Source organism: Microbacterium sp. AC035 (genome assembly GCF_979258485.1).
Genome location: NZ_OZ409858.1, coordinates 116645 through 142677 on the forward strand (window position 1 = coordinate 116645; position 26033 = coordinate 142677).

General features: G+C 69.2%; 23 protein-coding genes. 8 read left to right on the top strand and 15 right to left on the bottom strand.

The window, feature by feature from the left end:
- Positions 1–19 precede the first annotated feature (19 nt).
- From ACZ0AA_RS00510 to ACZ0AA_RS00545, 8 genes are read right to left on the bottom strand one after another with little or no spacing between them, the layout of a single operon-like run.
- Positions 20–367, bottom strand: coding sequence for a HepT-like ribonuclease domain-containing protein (locus tag ACZ0AA_RS00510; protein WP_463511846.1), 348 nt, complete (start codon positions 365–367; stop codon positions 20–22).
- Positions 364–858, bottom strand: a complete 495-nt coding sequence (locus ACZ0AA_RS00515) for a helix-turn-helix domain-containing protein (protein ID WP_400861650.1) — start codon at positions 856–858, stop codon at positions 364–366. Before ACZ0AA_RS00515 ends, ACZ0AA_RS00510 begins: the two co-directional genes overlap by 4 nt.
- 50 nt (positions 859–908) lie before the next feature.
- Positions 909–2204 carry a phenylacetate--CoA ligase PaaK gene (paaK, locus tag ACZ0AA_RS00520; protein ID WP_463511847.1) on the bottom strand — a complete coding sequence of 432 codons (1296 nt, stop codon included), beginning with the start codon at positions 2202–2204 and terminating at the stop codon, positions 909–911.
- 44 nt (positions 2205–2248) lie between these two features.
- Positions 2249–2632, bottom strand: a complete 384-nt coding sequence (gene paaI / locus ACZ0AA_RS00525) for a hydroxyphenylacetyl-CoA thioesterase PaaI (RefSeq protein ID WP_463511848.1) — start codon at positions 2630–2632, stop codon at positions 2249–2251.
- A gap of 5 nt (positions 2633–2637) precedes the next feature.
- Positions 2638–4719 (bottom strand): phenylacetic acid degradation bifunctional protein PaaZ, encoded by a 2082-nt coding sequence (gene paaZ / locus ACZ0AA_RS00530; RefSeq protein WP_463511849.1) that lies wholly within the window; start codon positions 4717–4719, stop codon positions 2638–2640.
- Positions 4716–5582, bottom strand: coding sequence for a 3-hydroxyacyl-CoA dehydrogenase family protein (locus ACZ0AA_RS00535; RefSeq protein ID WP_463511850.1), 867 nt, complete (start codon positions 5580–5582; stop codon positions 4716–4718). The genes paaZ and ACZ0AA_RS00535 overlap by 4 nt, the downstream gene beginning before the upstream one ends.
- Entirely contained in the window at positions 5579–6310 is a 732-nt protein-coding gene (locus ACZ0AA_RS00540) for an enoyl-CoA hydratase/isomerase family protein (RefSeq protein WP_463511851.1), read from the bottom strand. The genes ACZ0AA_RS00535 and ACZ0AA_RS00540 overlap by 4 nt, the downstream gene beginning before the upstream one ends.
- On the bottom strand, positions 6307–7494 hold the full coding sequence (locus tag ACZ0AA_RS00545) for a thiolase family protein (RefSeq protein WP_463511852.1): 1188 nt from the start codon (positions 7492–7494) through the stop codon (positions 6307–6309). Before ACZ0AA_RS00545 ends, ACZ0AA_RS00540 begins: the two co-directional genes overlap by 4 nt.
- Positions 7495–7605: 111 nt before the next feature.
- Here ACZ0AA_RS00545 and ACZ0AA_RS00550 point away from each other — a divergent pair, with 111 nt between their 5' ends.
- A complete protein-coding gene (locus ACZ0AA_RS00550; protein ID WP_400861638.1) occupies positions 7606–8217 on the top strand; it encodes a TetR/AcrR family transcriptional regulator in 612 nt (203 codons plus the stop codon).
- Between the two features lie 6 nt (positions 8218–8223).
- Here ACZ0AA_RS00550 and ACZ0AA_RS00555 read toward each other — a convergent pair whose 3' ends face one another.
- Complete coding sequence (locus ACZ0AA_RS00555) at positions 8224–8991, bottom strand: IclR family transcriptional regulator (RefSeq protein ID WP_463511853.1); 768 nt, start codon at positions 8989–8991, stop codon at positions 8224–8226.
- Positions 8992–9149: 158 nt separating this feature from the next.
- On the opposite strand from ACZ0AA_RS00555, the gene dhaK reads away from it, so the two are divergent.
- From dhaK to ACZ0AA_RS00575, 4 genes are all read left to right on the top strand, one after another.
- The gene (dhaK, locus tag ACZ0AA_RS00560; RefSeq protein ID WP_463511854.1) at positions 9150–10142 is read left to right on the top strand and encodes a dihydroxyacetone kinase subunit DhaK; all 993 of its coding nucleotides are present in this window, start codon (positions 9150–9152) and stop codon (positions 10140–10142) included.
- Positions 10142–10783: a dihydroxyacetone kinase subunit DhaL gene (dhaL, locus tag ACZ0AA_RS00565; protein ID WP_463513803.1), complete on the top strand. Its 642-nt coding sequence runs from the start codon at positions 10142–10144 to the stop codon at positions 10781–10783. Before dhaK ends, dhaL begins: the two co-directional genes overlap by 1 nt.
- Entirely contained in the window at positions 10783–13242 is a 2460-nt protein-coding gene (gene ptsP, locus ACZ0AA_RS00570; RefSeq protein WP_463511855.1) for a phosphoenolpyruvate--protein phosphotransferase, read from the top strand. Before dhaL ends, ptsP begins: the two co-directional genes overlap by 1 nt.
- A gap of 157 nt (positions 13243–13399) precedes the next feature.
- Positions 13400–14689 carry a hypothetical protein gene (locus ACZ0AA_RS00575; RefSeq protein WP_463511856.1) on the top strand — a complete coding sequence of 430 codons (1290 nt, stop codon included), beginning with the start codon at positions 13400–13402 and terminating at the stop codon, positions 14687–14689.
- Between the two features lie 56 nt (positions 14690–14745).
- On the opposite strand, the gene ACZ0AA_RS00580 is transcribed toward ACZ0AA_RS00575, so the two are convergent.
- From ACZ0AA_RS00580 to pdhA, 4 genes are all read right to left on the bottom strand, one after another.
- Positions 14746–16065: an MFS transporter gene (locus ACZ0AA_RS00580; protein ID WP_463511857.1), complete on the bottom strand. Its 1320-nt coding sequence runs from the start codon at positions 16063–16065 to the stop codon at positions 14746–14748.
- Between the two features lie 125 nt (positions 16066–16190).
- On the bottom strand, positions 16191–17549 hold the full coding sequence (locus ACZ0AA_RS00585; protein ID WP_463511858.1) for a dihydrolipoamide acetyltransferase family protein: 1359 nt from the start codon (positions 17547–17549) through the stop codon (positions 16191–16193).
- Complete coding sequence (locus ACZ0AA_RS00590) at positions 17546–18574, bottom strand: alpha-ketoacid dehydrogenase subunit beta (protein WP_463511859.1); 1029 nt, start codon at positions 18572–18574, stop codon at positions 17546–17548. Before ACZ0AA_RS00590 ends, ACZ0AA_RS00585 begins: the two co-directional genes overlap by 4 nt.
- On the bottom strand, positions 18571–19671 hold the full coding sequence (gene pdhA, locus ACZ0AA_RS00595; RefSeq protein ID WP_463511860.1) for a pyruvate dehydrogenase (acetyl-transferring) E1 component subunit alpha: 1101 nt from the start codon (positions 19669–19671) through the stop codon (positions 18571–18573). The genes ACZ0AA_RS00590 and pdhA overlap by 4 nt, the downstream gene beginning before the upstream one ends.
- A gap of 151 nt (positions 19672–19822) precedes the next feature.
- Between pdhA and ACZ0AA_RS00600 the strand changes: the two genes are divergently transcribed.
- From ACZ0AA_RS00600 to ACZ0AA_RS00610, 3 genes are all read left to right on the top strand, one after another.
- Positions 19823–20260 carry an Lrp/AsnC family transcriptional regulator gene (locus ACZ0AA_RS00600; RefSeq protein WP_400861621.1) on the top strand — a complete coding sequence of 146 codons (438 nt, stop codon included), beginning with the start codon at positions 19823–19825 and terminating at the stop codon, positions 20258–20260.
- 133 nt (positions 20261–20393) lie between these two features.
- Positions 20394–21839 (top strand): aldehyde dehydrogenase family protein, encoded by a 1446-nt coding sequence (locus tag ACZ0AA_RS00605; RefSeq protein ID WP_463511861.1) that lies wholly within the window; start codon positions 20394–20396, stop codon positions 21837–21839.
- Positions 21836–23299 carry a GMC family oxidoreductase gene (locus ACZ0AA_RS00610; protein WP_463511862.1) on the top strand — a complete coding sequence of 488 codons (1464 nt, stop codon included), beginning with the start codon at positions 21836–21838 and terminating at the stop codon, positions 23297–23299. The genes ACZ0AA_RS00605 and ACZ0AA_RS00610 overlap by 4 nt, the downstream gene beginning before the upstream one ends.
- 218 nt (positions 23300–23517) lie before the next feature.
- Here the strand turns inward: ACZ0AA_RS00610 and ACZ0AA_RS00615 are convergent, their stop codons facing one another.
- The gene (locus ACZ0AA_RS00615) at positions 23518–25161 is read right to left on the bottom strand and encodes an amidohydrolase (RefSeq protein WP_463511863.1); all 1644 of its coding nucleotides are present in this window, start codon (positions 25159–25161) and stop codon (positions 23518–23520) included.
- Position 25162: 1 nt separating this feature from the next.
- A complete protein-coding gene (locus tag ACZ0AA_RS00620) occupies positions 25163–26002 on the bottom strand; it encodes a molybdenum cofactor biosynthesis F family protein (protein ID WP_400861615.1) in 840 nt (279 codons plus the stop codon).
- Between the last annotated feature and the right edge of the window lie 31 nt (positions 26003–26033).

Below are 26033 nucleotides of genomic sequence, written 5' to 3' on the forward strand. Positions count from 1 at the left end.
CCCGCGTCAGGAGCATCGATCAGCGCTTCGTCGATGCGTCCCGTTCTCTCGACCGCATCCTCTGAACGGCTGCGGCAAGCAGCGGTACGTCGGATCTCGCAGTCGTCATGACGATGGCATGCGTGGTGTCGAAGTAGCGGTGCGCGAGGTAGTCGCGCATTCCAGCGATCTCCGCCCACGGGATACCGGGCTCGGCCGCGGTCGCGGCTTCGCTGAGGCCCTTGACCGCCTCGCCGATCTCGACGAGCCGTGCACGAATGGCATCGAAGACGATCTCGTCATCGCTGTCGATTCGGCGCTCGTAGCGAGAGACCGCCTCGCAGGCGGCCGCGATGTCCTGAAGCCTCTCGGACGTGTGCCGGTTCACAACGTGACGGCTTCACGTTCGACCGCTTCTGCCACCGCGGGTTTGAGGCCGTCGGAGGGGACAAGGTCGACCGGTCGGCCGAGTATCTTCTCGGCCTCGCGCCGCATCCGCAGCAGATCGAACACGCCGACGGTCGGCGCGACATCGACGGCCAGATCGATGTCACTTGACGCACTCTCGTCGCCGCGAGCGACGCTGCCGAAGAGGCGGATGCGCTGCACCCCGAGCGGCAGGAGTGCGCGCCGGAGTTCACCGGACAGAGCGATCACTCGGTCGCGCGCGCTCTGCTCCTCCGGAGTGCGCGGGGTGACCTCGACGATCAGCCCAGCAGCCGAGATCAGCCGGTCGACCGCGTCGAAAGACGGCTCGCGCCTGCCGGTCTCATATTCGCTGACGACGCTCTGCGTCACGCCAGCCAGTCGAGCCAGAGCGGACTGCGTGAGTCCGCTCTGGCGGCGGGCGTAGCGGATCAACTCGGCGGCGCGACTCATGCAGTGATGATATCGCCTATCCGCGATATCGCGGATAGGCGATTGATCTCTCAGCGCAGGTCGTACACGCGCTTGTACTTGCCCTCGCTGCGGGGCAGCGTGCCGGGCTCCTCGACCTTGACGTCGACGCTGGTGCCGATGTGCATCTTGATGCGGTGGTGGAGCACCGCCGCCGCGGCGTCGCACTCCTCGGCGCTCAACGACGGGTGCCGCTCGATGCGCACTGTCATGGTGTCGAGGTGCGCGACATGGTGCAGCTCGAGCACGAAGTGCGGCGTCAGCGTCTCGATCCCCATCACGAGCTCCTCGATCTGCGTGGGGAACAGGTTCACACCGCGCAGGATGATCATGTCGTCGTTGCGTCCGGTGATCTTCTCGATGCGCCGCAGAGCGGGGTAGGTCGTGCCGGGAAGAAGTCGCGTCAGGTCGCGTGTGCGGTATCGGATGACAGGAAACGCCTCCTTGGTGAGAGACGTGAACACGAGTTCGCCCAGCGCTCCGTCCGGCAGTCGATCGCCCGTGTCGCCGTCGATGATCTCGGGCAGGAAGTGGTCCTCCCAGATGTGCGGCCCGTCTTTCGTGAGCACGCTCTCGCTCGCGACACCTGGTCCCATGACCTCGCTGAGCCCGTAGATGTCGACCGCGTCGATGTTCAGTCGTCGCTCGATCTCCCGCCGCATCTCGTTCGTCCACGGTTCGGCGCCCAGTACCGCCACTCGCAGCGATGTCTTCGTCGGATCGATCCCCGCCGCCTCCATGGCATCCGCGATCGTGAGCAGGTAGCTGGGGGTGCAGAGGATCGCGTCCGGCTCGAAATCGGCGATCAGCTGCACCTGCCGCGCGGTCTGCCCTCCCGACACCGGGATCACGGTGGCCCCCAGCCGCTCGATCCCCGCGTGTGCGCCCAGCCCACCGGTGAAGAGTCCATAGCCGTATGCGTTGTGGACCTTCATCCCCGCGCGGATGCCGGCCGCGTGCAGCGACCTCGCGATCAGATCGCTCCATCGGTCGAGGTCGCCCTCGGTGTAGCCGACGACGGTCGGACGCCCCGTCGTGCCGGACGACGCGTGGATGCGACGGACGTCTGGCATGGGAACGGCGAACATCCCGAACGGGTAGCTCTCGCGCAGGTCGGCTTTGGTGGTGAAGGGCAGCTTCTGCACGTCGTCGAGGGTGCGGATGTCGTCGGGGTGCACACCGTGCTCGTCGAACTTGCGGCGATAGACCGGCACATTCTCGTACGCGTGGTGCACCGTCCACTGCAGGCGCTCCAGCTGCAACCGGGCGAGCCGGTCGGGCGAGTGCAGGTGCGCCTCGGTGCCGATCTCGGTACGTGCTGTGATCATCGTCGACTCCTTCGTCATGAACGGGACACTGAGCGTTCGGGCGCTCAGCCCGGGTGCGATCGGTTCGTGGTGAGCGAGCGGCCGCGCACCTCTGCGACGACATCGCCTGATTCGTCGGTCACCGTCACGTCGTACAACCCATTGCGTCCCCTGACGACCCTGCGCACCGCGCGAGCCGTCAGCCGCTGCCCCGCTGTCGTGGATTTCAGGAACGTGATGTCGGCACCGCCGGCGACCGTGACGCGCTCGTCTTCGTTGCAGGCGATCGCGAAGGCCGTGTCGGCGAGCGTGAACACCAGCCCGCCATGCGTGATCGCGAAGCCGTTCAGCATGTCAGCGCGCACCGTCATCGACACGACCGCCTCGCCGGGCTCGTCGAGCTCGACGATCAGGCCGAGCATCGCCGACGCGGCATCGCGCTGCATCATCGGCCTCATGCGGCTGCGACCTCGGGTGCGGGCTCCTTGCTGACCAGTGTGAGCACGTCGTAGGTCGCGACGAGCTCGTCGGCCTGGTTGCGGATCACGGCATCCCAGCGCACCTCGCCGTACTCATCGGTCTCGCGCGGCGTGATCTGCTTGGCGGTGAGCTCGACGCGGATCGTGTCGCCGGGGGAGACCGGCGTGATGAAACGCAGGTTCTCGAGGCCGTAGTTCGCGAGCACGGGGCCCGGCTCGGGATCGACGAAGAGACCCGCGGCCCACGAGACGAGCAGGTACCCGTGCGCCACGCGGCCGGGGAAGAACGGGTTCGCGGCGGCGGCGGCTTCGTCCATGTGCGCATAGAACGTGTCGCCGGTGAAGTGCGCGAACGTCTCGATGTCGGCGAGCGACACCTCCCGCGAGGCCGAGACGATCTGATCGCCGATGCGGAGCTCGGCGAGCGACTTGCGGAACGGATGCCGACCATCGCTGCGCGCCGCAGCACCCGTGTGCCAGACCCCGGTCAGCGCCGTGAGCATCTCAGGTGAACCCTGCACCGCGGTGCGCTGCATGTGGTGCAGCACCGCGCGGATGCCGCCGAGCTCCTCGCCGCCGCCTGCTCGGCCGGGCCCGCCATGCACGAGGTTCGGCAGCGGAGAACCGTGACCGGTCGAGGAGCGCGCATCGTCGCGGTCGAGCAGCAGCATCCGACCATTGAACGGAGCGATGCGCGTGGCCAGCTCCACCGCCTGCACAGGGTCGTGCGTGGCGAGGCTGGTGACCAATGATCCGCCGCCCCGGGCGACGAGCGCTGCGGCGTCGGCGATCGTGTCATACGTGAGCAGGGACGACACCGGCCCGAACGCCTCCACCGAATGGGCGGCCTCTGACTGAGGGTCGTCGAAGCGCAGCAGCAGCGGCGAGACGAACGCGCCGTCGGGCGAGGGCCCGGTGCTGCCGTCGCGGAGGCGCACCTCGGGGGCATCGGTCGAGCCGATGACGATCCGTCCGCCCGCATCCTGCAGTCTTCCGACTTGACGCAGCACCTCGTCACGCTGCGCGGTCGAGGCGAGGGGGCCCATGGTGACTCCCTCGGCTCGTGGATCGCCCAGCACCGTCTTCGCGGTGAGGCGCGCCTGCACGGCGGCGATCACTGCATCCGCCGACCCGGTCGGCACGATCGCGCGGCGGATCGCCGTGCACTTCTGACCGGCCTTGCTCGTCATCTCGGTGACGAGCTGCCGGACATAGGCGTCGAACTCGGGGGTCCCCTCGGTCGCGTCGGTGCCGAGCACCGAGGCGTTGATCGAGTCGGTCTCGGCCGTGAATCGCACCCCACCGGTCTGCACGGAGGGGTGCGCCTTGAGGCTCTCGGCCGTCGAGGCGCTGCCGGTGAAGCCGACGATGTCGCCGAGTCGCAGGCTCTCGAAGAGGTCGGGCACGCTCCCGCTCACGAGCTGCAGCGAGCCGTCGGGAAGCAGGCCCGACTCGACGAGGATCCGCACCATCGCTTCGGCGACGTATCCGGTGGGCGTCGCCGGCTTGACGAGGGTCGGCATGCCCGCGAGGAACGCCGGCGCGAACTTCTCGAGCGATCCCCAGACCGGGAAGTTGAAGGCGTTGATCTGCACGGCGACGCCGGGCAGCGTCGTGTAGACATGGCGCCCGAGGAAGGATCCGTCCTTCGACAGCGGCTCGACCGGCCCGTCGACGTGCACGCGGCTGTTCGGCAGCTCACGGCGGCCCTTGCCGGAGTACGAGAACAGCACCCCGATGCCGCCGTCGATGTCGACCCACGAGTCGGCCTTCGTGGCGCCAGTGCGGGAGGAGAGAGCATACAGCTCGTCCTTGCGGTCGGTGAGGGCGAGGGCGAACTGCTTCAGCAGCACCGCGCGCTGATGGAAGGTGAGGGCGCCGAGGCTCCGCTGACCCACGGAGCGAGCGTGCTCCAGCGCGCCGGCGAGATCGAGGCCGTCGGTGGAGACGAGGGTGACGACCTCGCCGGTCGACGCATCGCGCACCTCCGCGGACCGCGTGGGGGACGAGGGCGTCCACCACTCGCCCTGGACGTAGCTCGGCAGATACTCGGTCATCTCTCCTCGTTCCATGCGTAGAACCCTTCGCCGCTCTTGCGGCCGAGCTTTCCTTCGGCGACCATCCGCCGCAGCAGATCCGGCGGCGCGAACCGCTCGCCGAGCGTGCGTTCCAGCTCCTCGGCGATGCCCAGCCGCACATCGAGCCCGACGACGTCAGTGGTGCGCAGCGGGCCCATCGGATGCCGGTAGCCCAGAGTCATGGCCGCATCGATGTCGGCTGCTGACGCGACACCCTCCTCGAGCATCCTGATCGCCTCGAGGCCGAGCATCACCCCCAGCCGCGACGACGCGAATCCGGGGGAGTCGCGCACGACGATCGGCGTCTTGCCGAGGGCTGCCACCCAGCGCCCCGCGCTCTCGGTGGTACCCGCGTCGGTCGCGGCTCCGTGCACGATCTCGACGAGTGCCGAGGCAGGAACCGGGTTGAAGAAGTGGAGGCCGAGGAATCGCTCGGGGCGCAGCCGAGCCGCGGCGAGGTCGTCGATCGAGATCGACGAGGTGTTGCTCGCCAGAGTGGCGTGTGCAGGCATGGCGACCTCGGCGCGAGCGAGCGCCTGTTCTTTGAGGTCGCGATCTTCGGGCACGGCCTCGATCACGAGGTCGCTGTCGGCGAAGGACGCGATGTCGGCACCGGTCGCCAGGCGAGCGCCGATCTCCGTCTCGTCGAGGGACGGGTCGCGTTCGACCGATCGACGGATGCTGTCGCGGATGCGATCGAGCGCCGCGTCGGCGCTCGCCGCATCGCGCTCGACCACGCTGACGCGGGACCCTGCGAGCAGGAACGCATGCGCGATTCCTGCGCCCATCCGTCCTCCGCCGAGCACCCCGACCCTGACCGGTGCGTTCTCCGGGACGCTCATCGGCTCTTCCTCTCCAGGAACGCGGTCATGCGGCGGTGCTTCTCCGCAGACTCGAACAGCTCGGCCTGCAGCTCGAGCTCGACAGCCGGATGTCCGGCGCGCGGAGTCCGCAGAGCACGCTTCGTGTACTGCGTCGCCAGCGGATCGTTCGCCGCGATCCGATCGACGATTCCGTGCGCGGCGGCGAGCAGCTCGTCGACCGGATGCAGCGACGACACGAGCCCCCACTGCAGCGCCTCCTCGGCGTCGAGTGCCCGGCCGGTGAACAGGAGCTCGCTCGCCCTGGCATCGCCGACGATCTCGGGCAGGCGCCAGGTCGCGCCGGCCGCGGCGATGATCCCGAGTCCTGTCTCGGGGTTGCCGATGCGCAACGCACGCGTCGCGATGCGGATGTCGGCCGCGTAGGCGAGTTCCGCTCCGCCGCCGAGCGCGTAGCCGTCGATCGCCGCGACCACAGGCATCGGCAGCTGGTGGATGCGGATGAACACCGTCGCGTTGATGCCGCGCATCGCGTCGTCCGCGGTGCGATCGCGCAGCTGGGCGATGTCGGCGCCCGCGGCGAAGACCCCGTCGGTGCCGGTGAGGATGAGGGTGCGGGGAGTCTCTTCGAGCATCGCGCACAGCTCGTGCAGCGCATCGACCGTCTCCTGGTCGATCGCGTTGCGCTTGTCCGGGCGGTCGAGCGTGGCGATGACGCGGTCGTGCCGCTCCTCGATGCGCAGGGTCATGTCAGACGCTCCACGATCATCGCCGTTCCCTGGCCGACGCCGACGCACATCGTGGCCAGTCCGTATCGCGCGTCTTCGCGCTCGAGTCGGCCGAGCAGGGTCACGAGCAGGCGGGATCCGCTGGAGCCGAGGGGGTGGCCGAGCGCGATGGCTCCGCCGTCGGCATTGACGATCGACGGGTCGAGGCCCAGGCGCCGGATGCAGGCGAGCGACTGCGATGCGAAGGCCTCGTTCAGCTCGACGGCTCCGATGTCGCCGAGCTGCAGGCCCGCCTTCGTCAGCGCCTTCTGAGTCGCGATCACCGGACCGAGCCCCATGATCTCGGGGGCCAGTGCGGCGGTCGCCGATGCGACGATCCGCGCGCGTGGTCGGAGCCCGTGCCGCTCGACGGCTTCGGCGCTCGCCACGACGATCGCGGAAGCTCCGTCGTTCAGCGAGCTGGAGTTGCCGGCGGTGACGACCTCGCCGCCTGCGACGACGGGGCGCAGCCTCGCGAGTGCGTCGAGCGTGGTGTCCCGCCGCGGTCCCTCGTCGGTGTCGACGATGCCGTGGCCCGTCTCGACTCCGACGATCTCGGGGGCGAAGCGCCCCGCATCGATCGCGGCGACCGCACGCTGATGGCTCAGGAGCGCGAAGGCATCGGCAGCCGCCCTGGTGATCCCGTCGAGGCGGGCGACCTCTTCCGCAGTCTCGGGCATCGTGAACGTCGCCTTGTCGCGGGCACCCAGCCGGGGGTTCGTGAAGCGCCATCCGATCGACGTGTCGAACGCCGCTCCGGGCTTCGCCCACGCCCGCTCGGGTTTCGCCTGCACCCAGGGGGCACGCGTCATCGATTCGACTCCGCCGGCGACGATGAGGTCGGCGTCACCTGCGCGCACGGCGTTGGCCGCGATCGCGATGGCGGACATGCCCGAGGCGCAGAGCCGGTTCACCGTGAGGCCGGGGATCGAGTCGGGGAGGCCGGCGAGGAGCGCAGCCATCCGGGCGACGTTCCGGTTGTCCTCGCCCGCCTGATTCGCGGCTCCGAGAATGACCTCGTCGATCGACTCGGCGGGGATCGACGATCGAGCGACGGTCTCGCCCACCACGAGGGCTGCCAGATCATCGGGACGGATGCCGGCGAGTGCGCCTCCGTAGCGCCCGACGGCGGTGCGAACCCCGTCCACGAGATAGGCCTCGGACATCGTCATCCTCTCGAACGCCCACGCTGGCGATATTTTCAGACCGATCGGTCAGGAATACGATCTCAGATCCTTCCGCGAATGGCAACTCATCGGGACTGACAGACTGGGGCCATGGCACAGCCCGGAATCGGCGCGCCGGCCCCCAAGCGCGGCCGGCCAGGTTATGACCGCGAACAGGTGCTCGCGGTCGCCGTCAAGGTGTTCAACGAGCACGGCTACGACGCCACCAGCGTCGCCGATCTGAGCGCGACGCTGGGGCTCACCAAGTCGGCTCTGTACCACCACTTCGAATCGAAGTCGGCAATTCTCGCACTCGCGCTCGACGACGCGCTCGATGCACTGGAGGCCGTCGTCGACGACGCGACAGCGCGGCATCCGCTGGCCTCCGACCGCCTGCGGGCGATCATCCGCGGAGCTGTGCGGGTGCTGACCGAGAAGCTGCCCTCGGTCACACTGCTGCTGCGTGTGCGCGGCAACGGCGATGTCGAGACCTCTGCTCTCGTGCGCCGGCGGGCGTTCGATCAGCGGGTGACGGCGATCGTCGCCGAGGCCCAGGCCGAGGGGCTGATCCGTGTCGACGTCGATGCGGCGGTCGCGACGAGGCTGATCTTCGGCATGATCAACTCGGTCGTCGAGTGGTATCGGCCCGGCGGACCCGTCGACCCCGACGAACTGGGGGAGGACATCCTCAGGGTGAGCCTGGACGGACTGCAGTCGCGCTGAGTCGACTCAGTCGTCGGCCGGAGCCACCCGGGGAGGCCAGCTGGTGGCCCCGAGTTCGCGTGAGATGTTTCGCGCCGTCTCCCGGAGCGCGTTCAGCACGACATCGGATGCCGGAGCCTGCGATGTGGGCATCACGACGGCGACCGCGGCGATGATGTCGTTCGAGGCGTCGGCGACCGGTGCGGCGACGGACGATTCTCCGAGCACGGCCTCATCGGTCTCCGAGGCGCTGCCGCGTTCTGCGATGGTGGGCAGATCGAGCAGCAGTCGAGCGACGTCGGTGATCGTGTCACCGGTGAGGCTGTGCAGCGGCCGTTCGAAGACGGTGCGCTGGAAGCCCAGGTCGTGTGCGAGGAGCACCTTTCCCATCGCCGAGGCGTGAGCGGGGATCGCCACACCCGTCTCGAGCATCTGCTGGCTGTCGTCCGGGCGCAGGTCATGGTGGATCACGAGCACCTCGTGGAAGTGCGGTGCGCCGAGCCGCACGGGCAGGTTGGTCCGGCGGGCGAGCTCCTGGGTCCAGCGCATGGCCCGTGCCCTGACGTCGAGCGTGTCGAGGTAGACGTTGCTGAGGCGCAGCAGCGTGGGCCCCAGCATGTAGCGCTGCCCGCCACGCTCCTTCGCGACCAGGCCGTGCTCCCGGAGTGACTTCACGATCCCGTGCACGGTCGACGGGGGGAGACTCAGGGCCAGGGAGAGATCGGTGATGCCGAGGTGGCGCGCTCCCTGCAGCAGTTCGAGCACTTTCGCCGCCCGATCGATGGCCTGGATCATCGAGGCTCCTCCCTCCGGATCGTCGTCGAGCCGGACACTCTCATCGGTCGTCAGGTTGATCTTGACAACTCGACTGCGTCCGAGCATATTCGACATTGACGAATAACTTTCCAATATTGCGAAAGATCGCCACCGCAGAGATCAAGGGAGATCGAACGATGAAGAAGCTCATCAACAACCCCGCCGATGTGCTGGTCGAGTCGCTGCGAGGCGTCGCTCTCGCGCACCCCGAACTGTCGGTCGACCTCGAGACGCACGTGATCACGCGCGCGACGCCGAAGGCGCAGGGAAAGGTCGCGGTCGTCTCCGGTGGCGGGTCGGGACATGAGCCGCTGCACGGCGGGTATGTCGGTGTCGGCATGCTCGACGCGGCCGTCGCCGGTGAGATCTTCACCTCGCCCACTCCCGACCGCGTGCAGGCTGCGACCAAAGCCGTGGACCGCGGTGCGGGGGTCCTCCACATCGTGAAGAACTACACGGGTGATGTGCTGAACTTCGAGATGGCCGCCGAGCTCGCCGCGATGGAGGGCATCGAGGTCGGCACCGTGATCGTCGACGACGATGTCGCCGTGCAGGACTCGCTCTACACGGCGGGGCGCCGTGGGGTCGGACTCACCGTGCTGCTCGAGAAGCTCGTCGGAGCGGCAGCGGAGGAAGGGCAGGATCTCGCCTCGATCGTGGAGCTCGCCCAGCGCATCAACGGTCAGGGGCGCTCGATGGGAATGGCGCTCACGAGCTGCACGGTCCCCGCAGCGGGCAAACCCACGTTCGACCTGCCGGATGACCAGATGGAGATCGGCATCGGCATCCACGGCGAACCCGGTCGTCACCGCGAGCCGCTGGCCCCCGCGTCCGAGATCGCTCGTCAGCTCGTCGAGCCGATCCTCGCCGACCTCGACGCCGCCGGACCCGCGATCGTGATGCTCAACGGCATGGGCGGATCGCCCCTGATCGAGCTGTATCTGATGTACGGCGAGGTCGTGTCGCTGCTCGAGGAGGCGGGAGTGCAGATCGCACGCAACCTGGTCGGCGACTACATCACGTCACTCGACATGGCCGGTTGCTCCCTCACCGTGCTGAAAGCCGACGACGAGCTGCTGCGGCTGTGGGATGCCCCGGTGAACACGCCCGGACTGCGGTGGGGAGCATGATGGCGGCGATCGACACCGCGGCCCTCGCCGACTGGATCCGGCGGTTCCGCGACGTGATCGCCGAGAAGCGCGAATGGCTCACCGAGCTCGACTCGGCGATCGGCGACGCAGACCACGGGGCCAACATGGCGCGCGGGATGGATGCGGTCGTGGCGAAGCTCGACTCGGGCGTGCCGTCCACCGTCGACGAGCTGCTCAAGACGGTCGGCATGACCCTCGTCAGCTCGGTCGGGGGAGCCAGCGGACCGCTCTACGGGACGCTGTTCCTGCGGATGGGCATGGCCGCAGGACCTGTCACCGAACTCGACGCCGCCGGGCTCGCGGCCTCAGCGCGAGCGGGCCTCGACGGCATCGTCGCGCGGGGCAAGGCCGAAGCAGGCGACAAGACCATGTTCGATGCGATGGCGCCCGCGGTGGACGCCCTCGACGCGGCGATCGCCGGCGGGGCGGACCTCGAAGAGGCGACCGTGGCGGCGGCCGAGGCTGCGGCTGTCGGACGCGATGCCACCGAGCCGCTCGTGGCGCGCAAGGGACGCGCGAGCTACCTCGGTGAGCGCAGCGCCGGACACATCGATCCGGGGGCGGCCTCCACGACGCTGCTGTTCGAGGCGCTCGCGCGGGCCACCACGGAATCGTCCTGATGATCGGCATCGTCGCCGTCTCCCACAGCGCTCGGCTCGGGGAGGCGGCCCTCGAGCTTGCCCTGCAGATGGTGCGGGGCGGCGGAGTGCGCGTGCTGGTGGCCGCGGGGGCGGGCTCGGATGCCGACGGCACCGCCGTTCTCGGCACGGATGCCGTGGCGGTCGCCGCGGCCATCGACGAACTGGCCGCCGACTGCGACGGTGTCCTCGTGCTGATGGATCTCGGCTCGGCGGTGCTGAGCGCCGAGCTCGCGCTCGAGCTGCGGATGAGCGACGTCGCTGTTCGTCTCACGCCCGCGCCCTTCGTGGAGGGGTTGCTCGCCGCAGCAGTGTCTGCGGCCTCCGGTGCATCGCTCGAGGTCGTGGCCGAGGAGGCCGCTGCTGCGCTGGGCGCGAAGACCGGCCAGCTCGGCGATCCGGAGGCGCCTGCCCCTCTCGCCGCCCCGGCGCTCGTCGAGAGCGACACGGCGACCCGCGTGGTCGCCGTGCGCAACCCCCTCGGCATCCACGCGCGTCCGGCCGCGCTGATCGCCGAGGCCGCCGCGGGGGCTGATGTGCGACTGACTCGGCTGCCCCACGGGCCGGAGGCAGTGGCGGCCAGCCTGTCACGGCTGCTGATGCTCGGTGCCAGGCAGGGCGACGAACTGCGCCTCTCGGCGACCGGCGCCGACGCCGACGGCGCTCTCGATCGACTGGTCGCGCTGTTCGACGACGGATTCGGTGAAGGAATCGACGTCGCAGAGACACCGACAGAGCTCGTGCACCAGCGATCGATGGATCTTCCGGACGTGGCGCCGGTGACATCCGGGACGGTGCTGAGCGGGCGAGGCGTGAGCTCGGGCCGTGTCGCGGCGCAGACCGTGCTGTTGGCTGCCCCGCTCGACGAACCCGACCCGGGCATGACCATCGAGGCAGACGAGCGCGAGAGCGAAGTGTCGGCGATCGAGTGGGCAGCCGTGGCGGTGGCCGATCAGCTGCGCCGCCGCACGTCGGAGGCGACAGGCGAAGCGCGGGCCATCCTCGACGCCTCGCGTCTGCTCGCCTCCGACCCCGAACTCGTCGCCGACGCGACGGCGCTCGTGCGATCGAAGGGGCGCACCGCCGCCCGAGCCGTCTGGGAGACTGCCGTCGCGCACGAGAAGGGGCTCAAGGCACTGGGAGGTCGGATGGCCGAGCGTGCTGCCGACATCCGCGACGTTCGCGATCGGATCATCGCCGAGATCCTCGAGGTCGAGATGCCGGGTGTCCCGGAACGCGACGAGCCTTTCGTGCTCGTCGCGACCGACCTGGCGCCGGCCGACACCGCCGCCCTCGAGGGCGGCAACTGCGTCGCGCTCGTGACCGAGCAGGGTGGACCCACCTCGCACACCGCGATCATCGCCCGCTCGCTCGGAATCCCGGCGGTCGTCGGGGTCGCCGGTGCCACGGGGATCGCATCCGGCGACGTGATCCTCGTCGACGGCGACCGGGGCACGGTCGAGGTCGACCCGAGCAGCTCCAGGATCGAGGAGGCGAGAGCCGCGGCGATCGTGGTGCCCTTCGACGGAGAGGGAGTGCTCGCCGACGGGCGCCGGATCGCTCTGCTCGCCAACGTCGGCGGGGCGGCCGAGGCGCTGACGGCCGCGGCATCGGGCGCCGAGGGAGTGGGCCTCTTCCGCACCGAGTTCTGCTTCCTCGACCGCGTCGACGCGCCCTCGATCGATGAGCAGGTCGACGCCTACAGGGGCGTTCTGGCGGCGTTCCCGGGGCGGAAGGTCGTCGTGCGCACGCTCGATGCGGGCAGCGACAAGCCTCTGCCCTTCGCGAACGCCGACGCGGAGGAGAATCCGGCCCTCGGCGTGCGTGGATTGCGGATCGCGCGGCGATCGCCCGCCTTGCTCGACGATCAGCTGCGAGCTCTCGCGCTCGCAGCGGAGGCGGAGTCTGCGCTCGTCGAGGTCATGGCTCCGATGGTGGCGACGGTCGATGAGGCGCAAGACTTCGCAGAGCGTGCCCGGGAGGCCGGACTGGAGACGGTGGGGGTGATGATCGAGACGCCCTCCGCCGCGCTCCTCGCCTCCGAGATGCTCGAGGTCGTCGATTTCGTCAGCATCGGCACCAACGATCTCGCTCAGTACACGCTCGCGGCCGATCGACTGCTCGGAGAGCTGGGCGATCTGAACGATCCGTGGCAGCCGGCCGTGCTGCGACTGATCGGGCAGGCGGGTGCGGCCGGACGCCGGTGGAGCCTGCCGGTGGGCGTATGCGGGGAGGCCGGTGCCGATCCCACTCTGGCCGCAGTGCTGGTGGGGCTCGGCGTCACCTCGCTGTCGATGACACCCCGTGCGCTGGGTCGGGTCGCGGCGGCGCTCGCCGGCGTCACGGGCGAGCAGTGCGATGCCGCTGCGGAAGCGGTGTTGAGAGCAGCGACGGCGGCCGATGCCCGCGCCGCTGCCGCTGCCGCACTCAGCGGAGAGTGAGGGGCGGGCGTCGGGTCAGCGACATATGCGATCTCCGGCATGTCTTCCTCTCATTCTGATCTCGACATGCGCGGGCTCCTGGTCGAGGTCGCCTCGGCGCCCCTAGGCTCCGAGGAGGGGACGTCTACATCGGCGAATGACGAGGTCGGAGGATTCAATGGCTGTCTTCACCAAGGGTCGAGCGCGAGTGACGCTCGCCTCGATCGGGATCGGCACCTTGGTCGCCGTGAGCGCCTGCGCCCCGAGTCCTCAGACGTCATCACCTCCGTCGCCTTCGCCGTCGCAGACGACCGCGTCACCAGAGCCTTACGCCGGACCGATCGTGTTCGTCGGGGATGAACTCGACGCGTTCGCGCTCGCCCCAGAGGAGATCGTCGGGATCCTGCCCGAGGCCTCCGACGTCGGCGAGCCCTCGCCGGTGCTCGAACAGGTGTCGGATGGCGGGGCTCTCCCTGCGGATCCGCCGATCTGCGATGCCCTCTATGCCGAGCAGTCACTCGGCAGCGTCGGGGCGAGAACGATCGAGTGGCAGGTGCCGACGGATCCCGCCAATGGGCTCGGCCGGATGACGATCATGCAGTTCGCCGATGAGGCGCAGGCCGAGGGGCGCATGGATCAGTTGCTCCAGGCGGCCGAGCAGTGCGCCGAGTTCGCCAAAGAGGGAGCCATCACCTTCGATGCCGTGATTCCCGAGCCCTCGGAGGATGTCCGGGCGTTCGCGGGCTCACTGATCGACGCGGGTCTCGACTGGCGATCGTTCAGCACGTTCGCGTCGACCGGGAACGTGATCGTCCAGCTGTGGCAGCCTTTCACCGGCGAGCGCACCTTCGACGCCGAGGCCGCCGCCCTGCTGCTGCAGAGCCGCGCCGCGGAGGCCAGGTCGGGACTGATCGAGGAGCTCACCGAGAACCCGCCCGTCGCGGAGACCGACCCGTCCGGCGACCCCGGCGCCGTGTGGAGCGACTGGCAGATCGGTGTCGGCGGGGTCGGTCCGCTCCGCCTGGGCGACTCGGTCGATTCCGCGATCGCCGCAGCGGGACCCGATGTACAGGTCGTCGAGCCCGAGTACGATGGCGGGCCGTGGACGCTCGTCGCCCCCGAGGAGGCCGGGACGATCCTGGTGCATCCCGCCGAGGCCGGCGACGCGGTCTGGTCGATCACCGTCGGGAACGATCGCAGCCTCGGCGAGAGCGTCGTCGAGGGAACTGCGCTGCCGGCTCGGGGCGAGATCCAGGTCGGTGCTCCCGCAGCCGACGCGATGTCCGCCTACCCCGGGGGCACCGTGGTCGATGTCGTGTCTTCGAGCGATCACTACTATGCCGTCACGACGCGCGACGGGCAGGTCTTCCGATTCCAGGCCGATCGCGGGGCCCTCGAGGAGGGATCGACGATCGTCGGCATCACGGTCGAGGACGCCACGGCACGCACGCCGCTCGTCTTCGGCTGACGGCGGGCCGGTCGTGTGACCGACCGGCCCGCCGTCCGGCAGATGTCAGGACTCCGTCAGGCGTGCAGGTCGACGCCCTTGGTCTCCTTCACCATCGATACGGCGATGAGGGAGATCACCGCTGTGATGGCGATGTAGACGCCGATGGTCCAAGCTGCCTGGAACCGGTTCATCAGAGCCTCCGCGATCATCGGTGCGAACGCTCCGCCGAGGATCGCCCCCAGCGCATATCCGATCGAGACGCCCGAGTAGCGGACGTTGGCCGGGAACATCTCGGCATAGAGGGCCGCCTGCGGGCCGTACGAGAGCCCGAGTGCGAACGTCATCACGAACAGCGCGACGAAGTACCAGAGGATGTTCGCGGTGTCGATCAGGAACCACATCGGCACGGCCCAGACGGCGAGCGCGATGTACCCGATCTGGAAGGTGCGGACCCGCCCGAGGCGGTCCGACAGATGACCGCCCCACAGCGTGAAGATGAGCCATCCGAACGAGGCGAGGGTCGTGGCCAGCAGCACGGGAGGACGTTCCATGCCGAGGGCGGTGACCGCGTACGTGGCGAAGAACGCGATGAGCAGGTAGCCGGCGGCGTTATTGCCGATGAAGATGAGCGCGGTGAGCACGACGTGCTTGGTGTTCTTGCGGAACAGGCGGCCCAGCGGCGCGGAGGCCTCCTGGCGGCGACGTCGGAGATCCTCGAACACCGGGCTCTCGTCGACTGCGCGCCTGATCACGTAGCCGACGGCGATGAGCACGATCGACAGCAGGAACGGGATCCTCCAGCCCCACTCGAGGAACGCCTCGGGCGACATCGAGCTCGTCAGCACCCAGAGTGTGGCTGTGGCGAGGATCATGCCGATCGGGACACCGATCTGCGGGAACGCGCCGAAGAGCCCCCGGCGGGTGTTCGGTGCGTGCTCGACGGCCATCAGCGCCGCACCGCCCCACTCGCCGCCGGCCGAGAACCCCTGCAGGATGCGGAGCACGATGAGCAGGATGGGTGCGGCGACACCGATCGCCGCGTAGGTCGGCAGCAGTCCGATCAGGGAGGTGGAGAGTCCCATCATCACGAGCGTGAAGACGAGCATCTTCTTGCGGCCCAGTCTGTCGCCGAGGTGCCCGGCGACGATGGCTCCGAGGGGGCGGAAGAGGAAGGAGATGCCGATGGTGGCGAAGGAGAGTATCTGCGCGAAACCCTTGTTCTCCTCGGCGATCGGGGCGAGGAACAGTGGGGCGAGCACGAGGCCGGCGGCCTGTGCGTAGATGAAGAAGTCGTACCACTCGATCGAGGTGCCGACCAGTGTGCTGGCGAGGACTCGCCGTTCCTCGGCGGGCATTCGCGCCGTCGAGTTGCGGGCGGAGACTGCTGACGTCATGAGAACTCCATTGTTCTGCGGGTGGGGGAAGAGCGACGCTGCGTCGCCCCGAGCTACTTACCGAATGATCGGTCAGTAATTGACGAGAGTAGCGTACGCCGACCCTCGGCCCAAGCGCGAGCCCCTCACACTCTCCCGAACGCACGCAGCGGATGCTCGATGAGCTCGGTCACTCGTCGGAGGAAGCTCGCGGCGTACCCGCCGTCGCACACCCGGTGGTCGAACACCAGCGAGATCTGCACGATGCGGCGGGGGACGATCTGGCCGTCGACCACCCACGCGCGCTCGATGATGCGACCGATTCCGAGGATCGCGACGTCGGGGTGGTTGATGATGGCGGCTGAGCCGTCGACCCCGAGCCCGCCGTAGTTGTTCAGCGTGAATGTCGATCCGCGCAGGCGCTCCGGCGGCATGGTCCCGGCACGGGCGGCGGTCGTCAGCTCGCGCAGCGCCGTGTCGAGCTGTGCGACGGTGAGGTCGTGGGCGCGGGGGATGACCGGAACGACGAGCCCGCGTGCGGTGTCGGCGGCGACGCCGAGATTGACCCCCTCGAACGAGATGAGCTCGGTCGCATCGTCGCTCAGCCGAGAGGCCAGCACAGGGTGATCCTCCAGCGCGAGCAGCACGAAGCGCGCGATGATCGCCGTGAGCGAGGGGGCCCTGCCGCCCTCCGGCGCCATGCCCGCGCGCAGCGCCCACAGCTCAGTGGCGTCGACGTCAACCCACACGGTCGCCTCCGGGATCTCGGAGCGACTGCGGCTGAGCTTCGCGCTCACGGCTCTGCGCAGGGCGGACAGACGCTCGCGAGAGACCACGGTGAGTCCGTCGAGGTTCTTCGCGCTCGTGGTGAGGTGCTGTGCCGCGGCGCCGTCGACCGCATCGTCCACCGCCGCAGCCAGGACATCGGCGCGGGTGATCGAGCCGTCGTGTCCGGTCGGGGTGATGTCGTGCACGTCGAGCCCCAGATCCCGCGCCAGACGTCGGACGAGCGGTGAGCGCACCGCCACCGGACGCCGGGCGGCATGCTCCGCCGGGGTGGGATCATCGGCCTCTTCCGACGTCGGCTCTGACGGTGTCGCGCGCGCACGACGACGACCGGTCGTCACCCGCTCGGAGGTTCCGTAGCCGATCAGGACGTTGCCCGACCCCGCTCGCTCCTCCTCCCGGTAGGCATCGTGCTCGACGGCATCCGCCCCCTTCGGCGCGTCGGGCGCGGTCGGAAGCGCGGGTCGCGTCGCGTCGGCGACCTCGAGCACCGGCGCGCCGACGTCGATCGTCTCGCCCGGCGATCCGTGCAGGGCGGTCACGACTCCGGCGAAGGGCGAGGGCAGCTCGACGATGCTCTTGGCCGTCTCGACCTCGGCGATCGGCTGATCGGTGACGATGGTGTCGCCGACCGCGACCAGCCATTGCACGAGACCCGCCTCGGTCAGGCCTTCGCCGAGATCGGGCAGGCGGAACACGCGGCTCGTGAGCGCGGTCATGATGCGTCCTCCCAGTGCAGCGAATCGATCGCGTCGAGGACGCGGTCTACATCGGGCAGGTACCAGTGCTCGAGCTTCGGCGGCGCGTACGGGGTGTCGAAGCCGGTGACGCGTCGGACCGGTGCCTCCAGATATTCGAAGCATCGCTCGAACACCCGCGCCTGGATCTCGGAGGCGACGCTGGCGAAGCCCGGGGCTTCGGCGATCACCACGGCTCGTCCGGTCGAACGCACCGCGGCCGTCACCGTCTCGTCATCGAACGGCGACAGCGAACGGACGTCGACGACCTGCACGCTCCGCCCCTCGGATGCCGCGACGTCTGCCGCCTCGAGAGCGAGCGGCACCGAGGCGCCGTAGGCGATCAGGGTGACGTCGGTGCCCTCGCGCGCGACCCTGGCGGTGCCGATCTCGGCGACGACCGCGGTGTCGACCTCGCCCTTCGTCCAGTACAGCTTCTTCGGTTCGAGGAAGATCACCGGGTCGGGCGATGCGATCGCTGCACGGAGCATCGAATACGCGTCCTGCGGGGTCGACGGACACACGACCGTGAGTCCGGGAGTGTGAGCGTAATACGCCTCCGACGAGTCGCAGTGGTGCTCGACTCCGCCGATGCCGCCGCCGAACGGGATGCGGATCACGAGAGGCATCCGCACAGCGCCGCGGGTGCGGTTGCCGAGCTTCGCGACGTGACTGACTATCTGCTCGAACGCCGGAAGGGCGAAGGCGTCGAACTGCAGCTCGACGACGGGACGCATGCCGTTCATCGCCATGCCGACGGCGGTGCCGACGATGCCGGATTCGGCGAGCGGGGTGTCGAAGCACCGGTCCTCGCCGAACCGTGCGGTGAGTCCGTCGGTGATCCGGAAGACGCCCCCGAGTGCGCCGACGTCTTCGCCGAACACCACGACCTCCGGGTCGCTCTCGATCGCATCCGCGAGAGCGAGATTGAGGGCGGCGGCCATGCTCATGGTCGATACGGCCGCTGAGCGCGTGTCGACGCGGACGTCATCGTGGGCGATGGTCATCGTGCACCTCCTGCGGTCGCGTGCGTGCGTTCGATCTCGCCCCGCAGCATGTGCCACTGCTCCTCGCGCTGCGGCGATCGGGACTCGGTCACGAAGCGGAAGAGGTCCTCGGGGTCGATATCGGCATCCGTGTTGAGGGCCTCGCGCATCGCCGCGGCCGTCTGCTCAGCCCCGTCGGTGAACTCGGCCTCGAGCTCTTCCGTGAGGGCGCCCGTGCTCGTGAGAAGGGCGCGCAGGCGCGCCAGTGGATCCCGAGCGACCCACCCCTGAACCTCGGCGCGCTCGCGATAGCGGGTGTCGTCGTCGGCGTTCGTGTGCGCCTGCATCCGATAGGTATGCGCCTCGACGAGCGTCGGTCCCTCGCCCGCGCGCGCCCGGTCGACCGCTTCGCCGAGCACCGACAGCACCGCGGCGACGTCGTTGCCGTCGACGCGCTGCCCCGGCATCCCGTATCCGATCGCCTTGTGCGCGAGGGAGGGAGCCGCGGTCTGACGGCTGAGCGGCACCGAGATCGCGAACTCGTTGTTCTGCACGAAGAAGACGACGGGCACCCGGAAGACGGCCGCGAAGTTCATGGCCTCGTGGAAGTCGCCCTCGCTGGTCGCACCGTCTCCGCACAGGGCCACGACCACCGTGCGCTCTCCGCGCCGCTTCGCGGCATACGCGAAGCCGACCGCGTGCAGGAGCTGCGTGGCGAGGGGAGTCGCCTGCGGAGCGACGTGGTGCTCGCGCACGTCGTAGCCCGAATGCCAGTCGCCCTTGAGCAGCACCATCGCCTCGGCAGGAGCGACGCCGCGCGCGATGACCGCCACCGAGTCGCGGTACGTGGGGAAGAGCCAGTCGTCATCCGCGAGAGCGAGAGCGATGCCGATCTGGCAGGCCTCCTGACCGTGCGACGACGGGTAGACGGCCAAGCGGCCCTGTCGAACGAGAGCGCTGGCCTGGTCGTTGATGCGTCGGCCCTCGACGAGGCCCCGATAGGCGGCGAGCAGGGCGTCGGCGTCCGGCAGCGCATAGCGCTCGTCCTCGATGACCCGTCCGTCTGCGTCGATGAGCTGGACCGCGGTCTCGCGCGGCAGCAGATCCGTGTGTTCCATCCGTTCGCCCTCCTTGCCGAACCTGATGAGGACAGCTTGCGCCTCCACCGACAAACGTCCAACAACAATCGCCACATCGTGGATGAATGCGATCCAGTTGCCCCTTCGTGCGACGGAGTGTCAGAATTCGGGCATAGGACGAAGGGGTTCCATGACCACGCTGGACGACACCGACCACGCCATCCTCGAACAGCTGCGGCTCGACGCACGTGCGTCGATGACGGCCATCGCCGAGGCGGTGCACATCTCGAGGGCGGGAGCGCATGCGCGCATCAAGCGCCTCACCGAGGCGGGGATCATCACCGGATACTCGGTGCGCACCGACCCCGTGCTGCTCGGCCACCATGCGAGCGCCTACGTCACCCTCGCGATCGAGCAGGCGACCTGGCAGGACGTCAGCGCTCGGTTGCGCGCCATCCCCGAGATCGAGCACATGGCGCTCGTCGGCGGTGACTTCGACGTCATCCTGCTGGTGCGCGCGAGCGATGCGCGCGACCTCCGCCGCATCGTGCTGGAGGACATACAGGCGATCCCCTCGATCCGCTCCACGCGCACGACCCTCATCTTCGAGGACTTCACCCTGATCTGAGCACGCACCGAGGACATCCCTTCGCACTCGGACATCTGCGGCGCGCTCCTCGACAAGTGTGCGTCCCCGCGGCGTTCGACAATGAGACGACCGCCAGATCCTTGGCACGCGTCCCGCTCGAAGGAGAGTCCCGATGTCCGAATCCGCCGCATCCGCAGCCGCCGCGCTGCTCGACCGCATCCAGGCGCCGGAGGGCGTCGGACGAGACATCCCGGATGCCGCCACACGCGACGTCATCGGGCGCGCGCCCGAGCATTCGGTCGCCGACCTCGACGACGCGATCGCGCGGGCGCGCGCAGCCCAGCCGGGCTGGGAGGCCCTCGGGCACGCGAAGCGCAGCGAGCTGCTGATCGCGGCGGCGGATGCGATCGATGCGAACGCCGAACCCCTCGCGCATCTGCTCTCGCGCGAGCAGGGCAAGCCGCTGAACGGTCCCAACGCGCGCTTCGAACTGGGTGCGTGTTCGGCCTGGCTCCGCACCAACGCGTCGATCCCGCTCGAGTCGCAGGTGCTCGTCGACGACGAGACCCTGCATGCCGAGCTGGTGTACAAGGCCGCCGGAGTGGTCGGGGCGATCGGTCCGTGGAACTGGCCGCTGATGATCACGATCTGGCAGATCGGTCCGTCGCTGCGCATGGGCAACACCGTCGTCGCGAAGCCCAGCGAGTACACGCCCCTGAGCGTGCTGGCGATGCTGGCGGTGATGAACGACGTGCTGCCGGCCGACGTGCTCATCGGCGTCTCGGGCGACCGCGAGGTGGGCGCCCGCCTCGCCTCCCACCCCGATATCGACAAGATCATGTTCACCGGATCGACCGCCACCGGTCGACGCATCATCGAGAGCTCGGCCGGCAACCTCGCCCGTCTCACCCTCGAACTCGGAGGCAACGATGCAGGCATCGTGCTGCCGGGCACCGAGGTGTCGGCGATCGCCGAGGATCTCTTCTGGGGCGCGTTCATCAACACCGGCCAGACGTGCGCGGCGATGAAGCGCCTCTACGTGCACGACTCCGTCTACGACGAGGTCGTCGACGCGCTCGCCGCGATCGCGGCATCCGTGCCGATGGGCAACGGGCTCGACGAGGGCAACGTGCTGGGTCCGCTGCAGAATCGCGCCCAGTTCGACATCGTCTCGCGGCTGGTCGAGGACGCGAAGGGGCGCGGCGCCCGCGTCGTCACGGGCGGCGAGGCGGCGCCCGAGCTCGGCGAGCTGTTCTACCGGCCCACGATCGTCGCCGACATCGACAACGACGCCGCCCTCGTGCAGGAGGAGCAGTTCGGACCCGCGCTTCCGGTGATCAGGTACAGCGATGTCGACGAGGCATTCGCGTTCGCCAACTCGGTCGACGTCGGTCTCGGTGCGTCGGTGTGGTCGAGCGACCCCGAGGCCGCCCGCGAGGCCGCGACGCGCATGGAGTCCGGCACGGTGTGGATCAACTCGCACGGCGGGCTGCACCCGATGGTGCCGTTCGGCGGAGTGAAGAGCTCGGGTTACGGCCTGGAATTCGGTGTCGAGGGCCTCAAGTCCGTCGCCGTGACGCAGGTCGTGTCGGGCCCGGGGCGCAAGGCGCAGGCATGAAGTCCGCGATCGTCGTCGGGGCCGGAACCTCGGGCGCGATCGTCGCTCGACGGCTGGTGGATGCGGGCGTCGAGGTCACGCTGATCGAGGCCGGAGGGTATGACTCGAACCCGGCGATCCACGATCCGTCGAGGGCGGGGGAGCTCTGGCACTCCGCCGACGACTGGGATTTCTTCACCGTCCCGCAGGAGCACGCCGGCGGTCGTCGACTGCATCTTCCGCGTGGAAAGGTCACCGGAGGATCTCACGCGCTCAACGCGATGATCTGGGTGCGCGGCGCGGCCTCCGACTATGACGGGTGGGAGCGCGCCGGGGCGATCGGGTGGGGGTGGAGCACGGTGGAACCCGTCTTCGACGCGCTCGAGCACGATGTGCTGCCCGTCACCGACGACTACGAGCTCTCGCCGATCCAGGCCTCGATCATCGACGCGGCGGTCGAAGAGGGCCTGCCCCGCAATCCGGACTACAACGGCGGCACCCTCGACGGAGTCTCGCAGCAGCAGGTGACGATCCGTGACGGGCGACGGGTGAACACCTGGATGGCCTACGCGCAGCCGATCGCCGACAGGCTCACGATCCTCACCGATCGCGAGGTGCATTCGGTGATCGTCGAGGAGGGCCGTGCCGTCGGAGTCCGGCTCGGCGCCGGCACCGACGCCGAAGACATCTTCGCCGACGAGATCGTTCTCTCGGCCGGTGCGATCGGATCGCCCGTGATCCTCCTGCGCTCCGGCATCGGCCCCGCCGACGAGCTCACCGCCCTCGGCATCCCGGTCGTGCTCGATGCGCCGGGTGTCGGCAAGAACCTGCACGACCACCTGCTCTCCCCGGTCATCTTCACGACGGAGCGACCGGTGGGGCCGCCGCAGCCCGGTGTCTCCGTCACACAGTCGCATCTGTTCTGGCGCAGCCGTGGCGACCTCGCCGAGCCCGACACGCAGCCGATCCACTTCTCCGTGCCGATGTGGGGCGACCTCGAACCGCGCGGTGACGACGGATTCACACTCATGGCCGGCCTGGTGACGCCGCACAGTCGCGGAGCGCTCACCCTGTCTGGTCCGGACCTCGACGACCCGCCACTGATCGACCTCGCCGCACTCGAAGACGAGAGGGATGTCGCCTCGCTCGCAGCATCCGTCCGTCAGTGCCGCCGGATCGGCGCGCAGCCGGCGCTCGCCGACGAATGGGGCGCGACCGAGGTGTATCCGGGACCCGACGTGCTCGATGCGGGGGTCGAGGACTGGGTGCGCCGCACCGCCATCACGTATCACCACCAGGTCGGCACGTGCCGGATGGGGTCGGATGCCGAGGCGGTCGTCGACCCGCTCCTGCGGGTGCGCGGCCTCGAGGGGCTGAGCGTGATCGACGCATCGGTGATCCCCACCGTTCCGACGGGCAACACCAATGCGCCCGCCGCGATGATCGGCGAACTGGGCGCGAGGTTCCTGCTGGGGAGCTGACGCCTGTGCACGTTCGAAGCCCCCTCCTGCGAAGTGCGGGAGGGGGCTTCGGCGTCTCATCCGGCGTGCGAGCTCGAACCCGCACCTCGTCCTGCATGCGGGGTCAATAACGCATCTCGTGCCGCATGCGGGGTCAATAACGCATCCGAATCGCTCCTGAGCGATGCGAATTTGACCCCGCACGGAAAATGCGCGCGCGGGAGCTGCCGCGATCGAGCTCAGCCCGCGGAGTAGACCTCGCGGCCCGCGAACCACGTCGAGCGCACGGGGGTGTGCACGATCTCGTCGGCAGGGCCGGCGATCGCATCCCGCTCGAGCACGACGAAGTCCGCGGACTTGCCGGGCGTCAGAGATCCGGTCTCCGAGCCGAGACCCATCGCGGTCGCGGCATTGATCGTGAAGACCTCCAGCGCCTCCTCGGCGGTGATCGCCTGCTCTGGCCAGAGGACGCCGGGTGCGCGTCCGAGCGGGTCGGCGCGCGTCACGAGCCCCTGCAGTCCCTCGAGGGTGTTCGGCGACTCGCTCACCGGCCAGTCCGAGCCGCCGGCGACGAGCGCACCGGCATCGAGCAGCGAGCGGTTGGGCTGAGAGTGCTCGGCCCGGTCGCCGAGCACCTCGGCCAAGGCCTGCGGGATCACGCCGGGGAACCAGATGAACGGCGAGATGTCGGCTGACACGTCGAGGGCTCGCAACCGGGGGATGTCGTCATCGGCGAGGAACTGACCGTGCGCGATCTGGATCGGCGTGGTGAAGCCCTCGGCGCGGATGTGCTCGGCGACGTCGAGCACCAGACGCGCCGACCCGTCGCCCGTGCAGTGCACCTTGGCACCGAGACCGCGCTCGGCGACCGACCGCAGCCACGTGTGCAGCTCGTCGAAGTCCATGGTCGTCTCGCCGTGGAAGTGGGCGCCGTGCACGGCATCCGCCTTGTAGGGCTCGAGGAACGACGCCGTCCGGGCAGGGGGCACACCGTCGAGGAAGATCTTGACGAAGTCCGGTCGATGGTGCGGGGTTCGGAACTGCTCGCCGAGATCGATGAGCGCGGCGCCGATCGGATCGAATCCGAAGATCTCATCGTTGATCAGCAACGACGAGACGACCCAGGCGTTGAGCTCCTCCGAGCGGTCGAGCGACGCGAGGGCGGCGAGGATGTCGGTCGACACCCCCGCATCCTGGAACGTCGTGATGCCGAAAGAGTTCAGGATCTCGACGCCGCGGCGCGATGCGGCGATGTGCTGCTCCTCGGTCAGTCCGCCGCTGCGGTCGTAGGCCTCCTGCACCGGGATGCCCGCCGCCTCGAACAGCACTCCGGTGGGCGTCCCGTCGTCGGGATCGAGCAGCGTGACACCGCCGGAGGGGATGTCGTCGGCGGTGATCCCGGCGAGTTGAAGCGCCCGCGTGCTGGCCCACCGGTTGTGCCTCGAGTCCTCGACGAGCACGACCGGTCGGCCGCCGGCCGCCTCGTCGAGACGTCGCCTGGTCGCGGTGTTCGCGAGGGTCGGCAGCAGCGTGGTCGACACCGGGCCGCCCACGATCCACGCGTCCGGCGGCAGCGTCTGCGCCTTGTCCCGCACGAGGTCGAGGACGTCGTCGAGAGCGAGCGACGGCGGCAGCGAGAGCTCGAACAGCTCGGTGCGACCGGCCATCGCGTGGTGATTGTGCACGTCGACGAAACCGGGGTAGACCGCGGCGTCCCCGACGTCCAGCATCCGCGTGTCCGGCCCACGGTGCGCCTGCATCTCGGTCCTGGTTCCGACATCGAGGATCCGCCCGTCTCGCACGGCGAACGCCTCGACGACGGGCCTCCGGCGATCCGCCGTGCGGATCATCGAGCCCGTGACGATCAGCTCGGCGGCCGCCATCTCAGACGGCCCCGAACAGGGCGGGCTCGAGCCCGTCGGCGTGATGCGTCGTCGAGAGCAGCCGGCCATGCGCGCCGAACGTGAAGTGGGTCGGCACCTCACCCGACTCGTCGAGTCCGAACAGCACGCCGTGCGAGCGGATCGCGTTGACATCGCGGTGGTCGGCGATCGTCACCGATGCGCAGGGGATCACCTTCTCTCGCCACGCGAAGACGTAGATGCCGGGACGCACCTCCCACACGCTGTTCTCGTCGGTGTCGGCGAGGCCCCGTTCGGGACCGGCGAGGCACTGCCACGAGTACCAGCGCTCCGAGAGGTAGACGTGCTCGTATGCGTGCTCCTCGCTGTACACCCATTCGACGCGGCGGCCGATCAGCGTCGTCGTCGGGGCAGGCTCCGCCCCTGTCACGGTTGCGCCCTCGATGATGCTCGGCGCGAACACGTGCTGCACGCGGGTGCGTCCCTGCTCCGGCGCAGGCAGGATCACCGAGATGACGGCGAGGGCGCGCCCGTGGCGCAGATCGACGACCAGCGACACCGCCTCGTTCGGCAGGTAGTTGTGATGGAACTGCACGAAGTACAGGTCGTCGTCGACCTCGAAGGCCTCGTAGTCGTCGGTGTCGGATGCCGGCGCCGTGGAGTCCTCGGAGCCCGGGCGGTAGTCCCACGTGACCGTGGTGTCGGCGAAGCGGTGCGAGATGCGGGTTCCGCGCGCGTTCACGACCGTGATCTCGTGGCCGCTCAGCGCTGTCGAGTGCGGGGCCTTGTTCGCATCGAATCCGGGGGCAAGGCCCTCGAGCGGAAGCCACGTGGATGTGTCGGCGGGGTTCAGAGTCGTCATGTCTCTCCTTGAAACGGGGGTGGGGTCAGGG

Bases quoted from the DNA above. Each gene is read 5' to 3' on its own strand.
- ACZ0AA_RS00610 (WP_463511862.1), top strand. From the start codon at position 21,836: ATGAAGTCCGCGATCGTCGTCGGGGCCGGAACCTCGGGCGCGATCGTC.
- ACZ0AA_RS00515 (WP_400861650.1), bottom strand. From the start codon at position 858: ATGAGTCGCGCCGCCGAGTTGATCCGCTACGCCCGCCGCCAGAGCGGA.
- ptsP (WP_463511855.1), top strand. From the start codon at position 10,783: ATGATCGGCATCGTCGCCGTCTCCCACAGCGCTCGGCTCGGGGAGGCG.
- ACZ0AA_RS00620 (WP_400861615.1), bottom strand. From the start codon at position 26,002: ATGACGACTCTGAACCCCGCCGACACATCCACGTGGCTTCCGCTCGAG.
- paaZ (WP_463511849.1), bottom strand. From the start codon at position 4,719: ATGACCGAGTATCTGCCGAGCTACGTCCAGGGCGAGTGGTGGACGCCC.
- ACZ0AA_RS00575 (WP_463511856.1), top strand. From the start codon at position 13,400: ATGGCTGTCTTCACCAAGGGTCGAGCGCGAGTGACGCTCGCCTCGATC.
- ACZ0AA_RS00540 (WP_463511851.1), bottom strand. From the start codon at position 6,310: ATGACCCTGCGCATCGAGGAGCGGCACGACCGCGTCATCGCCACGCTC.
- ACZ0AA_RS00585 (WP_463511858.1), bottom strand. From the start codon at position 17,549: ATGACCGCGCTCACGAGCCGCGTGTTCCGCCTGCCCGATCTCGGCGAA.
- paaI (WP_463511848.1), bottom strand. From the start codon at position 2,632: ATGATGCAGCGCGATGCCGCGTCGGCGATGCTCGGCCTGATCGTCGAG.
- dhaK (WP_463511854.1), top strand. From the start codon at position 9,150: ATGAAGAAGCTCATCAACAACCCCGCCGATGTGCTGGTCGAGTCGCTG.
- ACZ0AA_RS00615 (WP_463511863.1), bottom strand. From the start codon at position 25,161: ATGGCGGCCGCCGAGCTGATCGTCACGGGCTCGATGATCCGCACGGCG.
- ACZ0AA_RS00555 (WP_463511853.1), bottom strand. From the start codon at position 8,991: ATGATCCAGGCCATCGATCGGGCGGCGAAAGTGCTCGAACTGCTGCAG.
- ACZ0AA_RS00590 (WP_463511859.1), bottom strand. From the start codon at position 18,574: ATGACCATCGCCCACGATGACGTCCGCGTCGACACGCGCTCAGCGGCC.
- ACZ0AA_RS00545 (WP_463511852.1), bottom strand. From the start codon at position 7,494: ATGTCCGAGGCCTATCTCGTGGACGGGGTTCGCACCGCCGTCGGGCGC.
- ACZ0AA_RS00600 (WP_400861621.1), top strand. From the start codon at position 19,823: ATGACCACGCTGGACGACACCGACCACGCCATCCTCGAACAGCTGCGG.
- ACZ0AA_RS00550 (WP_400861638.1), top strand. From the start codon at position 7,606: ATGGCACAGCCCGGAATCGGCGCGCCGGCCCCCAAGCGCGGCCGGCCA.
- ACZ0AA_RS00605 (WP_463511861.1), top strand. From the start codon at position 20,394: ATGTCCGAATCCGCCGCATCCGCAGCCGCCGCGCTGCTCGACCGCATC.
- paaK (WP_463511847.1), bottom strand. From the start codon at position 2,204: ATGATCACAGCACGTACCGAGATCGGCACCGAGGCGCACCTGCACTCG.
- pdhA (WP_463511860.1), bottom strand. From the start codon at position 19,671: ATGGAACACACGGATCTGCTGCCGCGCGAGACCGCGGTCCAGCTCATC.
- ACZ0AA_RS00535 (WP_463511850.1), bottom strand. From the start codon at position 5,582: ATGAGCGTCCCGGAGAACGCACCGGTCAGGGTCGGGGTGCTCGGCGGA.
- dhaL (WP_463513803.1), top strand. From the start codon at position 10,142: ATGGCGGCGATCGACACCGCGGCCCTCGCCGACTGGATCCGGCGGTTC.
- ACZ0AA_RS00580 (WP_463511857.1), bottom strand. From the start codon at position 16,065: ATGACGTCAGCAGTCTCCGCCCGCAACTCGACGGCGCGAATGCCCGCC.